The sequence below is a fragment of the Ameyamaea chiangmaiensis genome, assembly GCF_013376175.1.
Taxonomy (GTDB): Bacteria; Pseudomonadota; Alphaproteobacteria; order Acetobacterales; family Acetobacteraceae; genus Ameyamaea; species Ameyamaea chiangmaiensis.
Genome location: NZ_JABXXR010000142.1, coordinates 1 through 6,891, shown reverse-complemented (window position 1 = coordinate 6,891; position 6,891 = coordinate 1). Strand labels below are relative to the sequence as shown.

Sequence of the window (6,891 nt, the reverse complement as noted above, 5' to 3'; positions counted from 1 at the left end):
GGATTACGAGCGCTACGCTTCAACGCTCGCAAGTCTCCATGTCGTCGCTTTCGCATGCTTCATGCTCAGAAACGCCGCTATACTCGCTCAAGGTGCATAACACCCTCTAGGTGACCCTGCCCCCTGGAATGCCCTCGTTTTTGAGTAAGGTCTGTCCAACCGGAGACAGGCAATGAAGAGATCACGTTTCACACAGGACCAAATTATTGGAATTCTGAAGGAGCATCAAGCGGGTGCGTCGGCGGCCGATCTGTGCCGCAGGTACGGGATCAGCGATGCGACGTTCTACACCTGGCGGTCGAAATACGGCGGGATGGAAGTGTCGGAAGCGCGGCGCCTCAAGGCTCTTGAAGAAGAGAACGCGAAGTTGAAGCGGCTTCTGGCGGAGAGCGTGATGGACGTCTCGACGCTGAAGGAACTCCTGGCAAAAAACTCGTGACGCCCGGTTTGCGGCGGGAAGCCGTGACCTGGGCGATCCGGGAGGAAGAGTATTCGCAGCGACGGGCCTGCCGGCTGATCGGCATGGACCCGAAGACCTGGCGCTATGCGTCACGCCGCCCGGATGATGCCGCAGCGCGCGGGCGGCTGCGCGAACTGGCTCAGGAGCGACGGCGATTTGGCTACCGGCGGCTGCATATCCTGCTCGGCCGGGAAGGAATGGCGATGAACCACAAGAAGCTGTTCCGGCTGTATCGCGAAGAGTGGCTGTCGGTCCGCAGGCGGGGCGGTCGGAAACGGGAGCCGGGCACGCGCTCGCCGATGATGCTGCCCGACGGGCCGAACCAGCGCTGGAGCCTGGATTTCGTCTCGGATGCATTGAACAACGGACGGCGCTTCCGGGTGCTGACGGTGGTCGACGACTACACGCGCGAATGTCTGGCGCTGGTGGCGGACACCTCGTTGTCAGGCGAACGCCTCGGTCGTGAACTCGATCGGATCGGCGAGCATCGCGGCTGGCCGCTGATGATCGTCAGCGACAATGGCACCGAGATGACCTCGAACGCGATCCTGGCCTGGCAGGAAAAGTGATCGGTGCTTTGGCACTATATCGCACCGGGCAAGCCGCAGCAGAACGGGTTCGTCGAGAGCTTCAACGGCCGGTTCCGCGACGAATGCCTCAACGAGCATCTGTTCCGCAACCTGGCCCACGCTCGGACGGTCATCGACGCCTGGCAGGCCGACTACAACGCTGTCAGGCCCCACACCAGCCTGAATGGCATGACGCCAGAGGCTTTCGCTCAACACGCCACCAAGGCATACAACAACCCGCAGACCCTAACTCAGAATTGAGGGCACCTTCGGGGCACGGTCAGCCGCTTCCTGCGATCGAAGAGACAGCCGAAAAAATCCTCAGCACTTTGCAGTCAGTCTATTATGTCGTTTCTACGGCGTAATTGCTCCATAGCGCATTTTCGCCGTTCTCATCCCCGTCTGTTTTGTGAATTTAAAAATAGTTAACGCGCATGTGTTATCGAATCCGCAGCGCTTGAAGCACGAAGTCGACGCCGTGCATCATCCGCCTCCAACTTCGTTCGTGATCAGATTATGACCATGCGGGTTTCTATTTTCAGAGGGACCAGCGCAACTCTGAAGCGAATTACCGTCTACAATCGTGTAAGTGGTTGTTTTGTCAATGAGAACAGGCCGCATTTTGCTGTCAGTACCTCCGACGTTGTCATGGCAGAACTGGACATGGTCCACTGATCCATTCGTCGCGCCACGAAACTGAATTCCCCACTGATTGTCAGAGCCCCCGCTGGAACCGCACGACGTGATGACGCCTCCATGGAATTGAGCACCATCAATCTGAATGAGAACGCACGGGCCGAGAGAGCTTTGAATCTTTCCCCCAAACGATTGGAAATTTCCCGAATGAAAGCGGGAACTGTAAAGTGCTACGTTATTAATGCCTGGTTGAGAAGCGTAAAACTCACAGTCCATACAGACGATATGTGCAAAGTTGTCAGCAATGATGGAATGGTTTATATTTGTTTTTGTAGTATTATTTGTTTCAACTTCTATTCTGTCTAGAGAAAGAAATTGTGGACAATTGTTTATTGATACGGAGTCGTCACATCGGACGTTGATCCCGTTTCTTACTTGGTTGCAGTTTAAGTTCTTTACCCACATCGTCGCCGCAAAATCATGGACATAGATGCAGTCAGTCGGCTCGTGCATCCCGTCCAAGGCGGCGTCTACACTCCCGTTGTAAATAGATAGAATATCAGCTCGACCAGAGCAATTTCCGTTATCACTTGCGGTGCAGCCCGATCCACCATGATGGTCGGACCCATAAAACTCAATAGAAGTACTAAAAGATTCGGAACCTTTTTGTTTACCATTTTTCTCCTGCACATGCCCTTGCATGAAGTCAAAATCATGCAAATTATTGTGCTGACCTCCTACGAATACTATGGATCTATACATGCCGTAAGTACCGATATTGTAAACCTCGCATTGTGTGCAGGATTCGACACGGATCGCGGACCCAGTCTGAGAACCGTCGTTGACAATGTCCAGATCACTTAGAGCGCCATGTCGCCAAAATCGATGACCGTCTGTAAGAGGTGCAGAGAGCTTGAAAAGAGTTTCCGCTCCCGTCCCATTCCATATTATTGTGGTAGTGCCACGACCTGCTCCATGCAGGTGCACTGGACAGGTCCACAATATAGGACCAGAGACAGCGTATTTTCCCTGTGGAACGAAGATATCTCCCCCTCCACTCGAGGCTCCGCTTGGATAGGAATGATTGTTAGAGGATGAGGCCACTTTCGCGCATGCTGCATCGATAGAGGCTTGGAATCCCGCCGTGTTGTCATGTTTCTCGGCAGACGCCACAACACCAAAATCGAGTACGTTCGTCTGGTCGGCTATCCGCTCTGCTTCGCGGCGTGCTGTAGTCCCCCGCTGTGCCTTGACAAATTTATCACTGATATCTGTTTCAGAGTGTCGGGGTGACGTATAAGTTTGCGACGGGACCGATGTATCTACGACGGGTTTTGCTTCGGCCAAGCTAATTAGCATGATAGAGAGTATCCCGAGAAGAGAGAGAATTTTCATCCAAGGTCGCCTTCCTCTGTCACAGACTCGTGTTGCGCGTGCAGATTATTGAATGCGAGGGGTGACGGCCGCGTTATTCAGGATAAGGTTGCGTCAACTTGACCGATGACATCCTGGCCCGTCATATTCTTCCTGAGAAAAAGCGCCGAACGCACTATAATTCTCCGTCTACTCCCGCGCCCCACGACAGAAAATCGAATATATAAAATGAAATAGCATTGCCACCTAGGTGCGACTCGCACGAAGTTGATAGGCAAAATGAGAGACGTCGCCTTGTATCACGATAGAGGCGTCACATTACTGATAATGCCATTGATACGCTCTCGTCCCAAGTCAGTGGCGACCAGTTTGCCAAGCGCCCAATCTGCGCTGTCCGCCCAAGACCGGTGCTCGCATACGCCATAATGGCACTCCTCCAGCCGATCCCGTCTAGCGGGTCGCGGTAATCAGGTATGCTCCCACCTATCTGACGAAATACGGCAATATCCGAACAGATGGCCGGCACGTTGAGCGAGAGGGCCTCGGCCAGCGGCAGGCCGAAGCCCTCCACGAAGGAGGGAAACAGAAGCGCCCGGCTATTGACCAGCAGGTGGCGAACTGTCTGGTCGGGCAGGGAATTACACTCGATCACATGATCGGACAGCGCCGGACAGCGGTCGAGCAGGTCGACGATATTCTCGTTTTCCCACCCACGCTTGCCGATCAGCACAAGCACAGGGGCGTTCTCGCCCTTCTCGGCCACGAGCCGGCGCCACACATGCAACAGCAGCAGGTGGTTCTTGCGCGGCTCGATCGTGCCAAGGCACACAAAATAGGGGCGACCGGCAACCCTGCGGGTGATTTCGTGGTCCAAGGTGGGGCCCGGACCGGACGTCGTCTGCCGATCCACGCCGTGGGGGATAGTCCAGACGGGTATGGAGCGGCCCGACCGGGCCAGGCGTCTGCACAGTGCGTCGCGCACGTCCTCGGACGGTACGATGACACCGGAGGCATATCTGGCGACCGTCTCCAGACGACGTTCATGGCGCGCGGGTTCGCGGGGCCGCGCATATTCCGGGTACTCGGTTGGAATCAGGTCGTGGATCATCGGCACGAATCGGCATTTCGTCTGACGCAGAAGGCGGGCGATGGCTTTCGGGCGTGTCAGATGATGGTGCGACACCAGCAGATACGTCGCGCCGGGCCGGGCCATGGGCCTACGCCACACAAGAGCGCGGCGGATCCGGTCGCGCAGACCGACGGGTGGTTGGCCGACACCGCCCGTCCAGTATGCGCCAAGGGCCTTGATAAAGGCATTCGCCAGGCCACTTTCCACGCCGCCGACACGACCCAGGGGGTGCATCGCGCAAAAGGTCGTGTCCGCCGACGCATGCTCGATCAGATAACGCGCGTACGCGAACTCGACCCGGTCGATCCCGGTGGGAACCGCCTCGTGAGCGCGGGCCAGGAGACGGGAGAGGTCGAGAAGCCAGGACGCGCCCGGTGCGGGTGACGTCACTCCGTGGCTCCCACCGCGACAGCCACGCGTGACGAGAGGTGCAGCAGCGGATCGCTCATGCAATGCCAGGCATCGAGCCCTTCGGACGTGCGCAAGGCGTCGAACAGTTTGGGTGAATGGCGTTCAAGCCGGGCGACGACACTGCGGGTCAGCTTGTCCAGTCCCTCCTCGGAAAAGAAGCCGCCGGGAACCAGACAGTATTCGATCAGCACCCTCCGGAACGCCGCGAACAGGGCCTCATCGGGATGGCCAGGGTCGTTCCAGAACAGGCGCAGGCTGCCGCAATAGGTGATGCCGGGAATATCATACACCGCCTGCCCTAACGTGATGACCGGCACGTTTGCCGCCAGCGCCAGGGTGCCCGTTGTGCTGTTGATGGTGACGACACCGCGGGCGTCGCGCACCAGCAGGGCGATATCGCCGGTTTCCACGAAACCGACACGCCCGAGCACGCCGTGCGCCCGCGCGCAACGCCCGACGATCTGGCGCCAGTCCTTCATGCCGTTGTCCAGCGGGTGCTGCTTGACGATCAGCCGCATGTCCTTTGGCGCATGGGCGGCGAAGGACGTGATGACGTGTTCGATCGCCGACTGCATCCCGTCAAATGACGAATGAAGCCGCACCTGCGCATCAGCGTCGAGCTGCAGGGGGAACAGCATATAGGGTGCGCCGCTCGCGCGCAGACGGCGCAGGGTTTCCTCGCTGCGCCGGGCAACGGCCTTACGTCGACGCAGGCGTTTCAGCCACCCCATGCCTTCGACGATCGGATGCCACGGACGGTGGTTGGTCCAGTGCGGAAAATACCAGCGCAGCAGGATATCGGCGGCGTTATAGGCAATCCCCTCGGCGGCCCGGCGACGAAACGACGACGGAACGGGCCGGTGGGGGGGCACTGGCGGCAACAGCGCTGCCTCGACGCGATAATACTCCGGATCGCGCGGCAGCCGCGAATGGCCGTTCACGCCGCCCAGTTCCAGCGTCACCCAGTCCGGACGGAGATACCCCTCCTCGAACACATGAACGGGGATATGCAGGTCGCGACACACCGCACGGGCCAGTTCGTGGTGCGGACGACAATCACCGAACAGCAGAACGTCCGTGATGCCGTGTTCTGCGATAATCGCCCTCAGCGCCCCTGGCCAGTCGTCGAGCGTGCCGCGATAGTCCAGACCGCCCGGCAGCCCCCAGAACAGCTTGTCACCGCCGTTGAAATTGACCTTGGAGACGGCATAGCCGTCACGGCGCAGAGCGGCGCCGATGCGTTCAAAGAACGGACCCATCAAACCCTGCAGGAACAGGAAATGACGCGTGGGCAGGGCGCTCAGCGTTACAGGCCCATGGGGTGACAGGTCTGTCATCGTCATGACCGCGACCTCCGCGCGACAAGGTTTGCGAAGGTGTGGCGAAGGCGTCCCTGGAGGCGGCGAATCCTGACCGCAAGGCTGGGCCGCCACAGTGCCGGGTCAGCAAGCCGACTCACCAGCACTTCGGGTCCACACGGCAGTCGCGTCAGCGGGTCGAGATACAGCGGATACAAGACGAGCGCTCCGGCAACCAGATCATCAGGATGTAACGGTTTTCCCCGCCGTCCCGTTGCAGGTGCCCGATCCTGGGTCAAGCCCCAGCCCGCATAAAACGGCGTTCCGTAGGCGGTGACGGCGCGCCCGCGCAGAAGAGCTTCGAACCCGGCGAGAGACGTCATGGTGTGAACCTCGTCCGCCAGGGTTATCAGCGCGGTCATCGGGCCTCCACGGGCAATCTGGTCGGCATGGCGCAGAACCTCCGCATCGGGCACGGCGCCCTTGCGATGCCCAGCATCAACATCCGGATGCGGCCGGAATATGACGTAGGCATCGGGATTCTCCGCCCGTACGGCCTGCACGAGCGCCAGATTATCTCTCACCACTCCCAGACCGGGCTGGGCGCCCAGACGGATCGAGAGGTCGTCGCCCACCTGTCCGGGCACGACGATGACCCGGCGATCGTCCGGACAGCGGATCCCGGGCGCTTCGGCGGCTCCGGATCCCATCCCGTATTTGGACACGCCGCGCGCGACCAGAAGCGCCCGCAACTGGCCGGCGCGCTGACGAAGGGTCGCATCGAAGGACGTGTCGTGAAGCAGCGTCTCCAGATCACTGGGGCGGGACGGGTCGAAATAGATGCCTCGGGCGTCGACCACGACCGACGAGGGGGGCAGCAGATCGCTGCCCAACCCGACGGAGCGGACAAATCCGTCCTCGACACGCCGGAGGGCCACGCCCGCCCGTGCGGCCCGCGCGTCAAGGCCACGGGGCACGCGACTGGTCCAGACGGCCACGGGGCCACCGCGCCCA

General features: G+C 59.6%; 4 protein-coding genes and 2 pseudogenes. 2 read left to right on the top strand and 4 right to left on the bottom strand.

Annotated elements, in window-relative coordinates; translation table 11 throughout:
- Window positions 1-100: pseudogene (locus HUK82_RS13335) on the top strand (IS5/IS1182 family transposase); the annotation flags it as partial.
- Between the two features lie 72 nt (window positions 101-172).
- Window positions 173-1,290: pseudogene (locus HUK82_RS13330) on the top strand (IS3 family transposase).
- A 222-nt stretch (window positions 1,291-1,512) separates the two neighbouring features.
- Here the strand turns inward: HUK82_RS13330 and HUK82_RS13325 are convergent.
- From HUK82_RS13325 to HUK82_RS13310, 4 genes are all read right to left on the bottom strand, one after another.
- Window positions 1,513-3,060, bottom strand: coding sequence for a pectate lyase family protein (locus tag HUK82_RS13325; protein ID WP_176614425.1), 1,548 nt, complete (start codon window positions 3,058-3,060; stop codon window positions 1,513-1,515).
- A 292-nt stretch (window positions 3,061-3,352) separates the two neighbouring features.
- On the bottom strand, window positions 3,353-4,558 hold the full coding sequence (locus HUK82_RS13320) for a glycosyltransferase family 4 protein (RefSeq protein WP_176614424.1): 1,206 nt from the start codon (window positions 4,556-4,558) through the stop codon (window positions 3,353-3,355).
- Entirely contained in the window at window positions 4,555-5,922 is a 1,368-nt protein-coding gene (locus HUK82_RS13315; protein ID WP_373318248.1) for a capsule biosynthesis protein, read from the bottom strand. Before HUK82_RS13315 ends, HUK82_RS13320 begins: the two co-directional genes overlap by 4 nt.
- Window positions 5,919-6,891 (bottom strand): capsular polysaccharide export protein, LipB/KpsS family (locus HUK82_RS13310; RefSeq protein WP_456304204.1); only part of this gene is annotated, 973 nt, incomplete at its 5' end. The genes HUK82_RS13315 and HUK82_RS13310, both read right to left, overlap by 4 nt.

Bases quoted from the DNA above. Each gene is read 5' to 3' on its own strand.
- HUK82_RS13325 (WP_176614425.1), bottom strand. From the start codon at position 3,060: ATGAAAATTCTCTCTCTTCTCGGGATACTCTCTATCATGCTAATTAGC.
- HUK82_RS13315 (WP_373318248.1), bottom strand. From the start codon at position 5,922: ATGACGATGACAGACCTGTCACCCCATGGGCCTGTAACGCTGAGCGCC.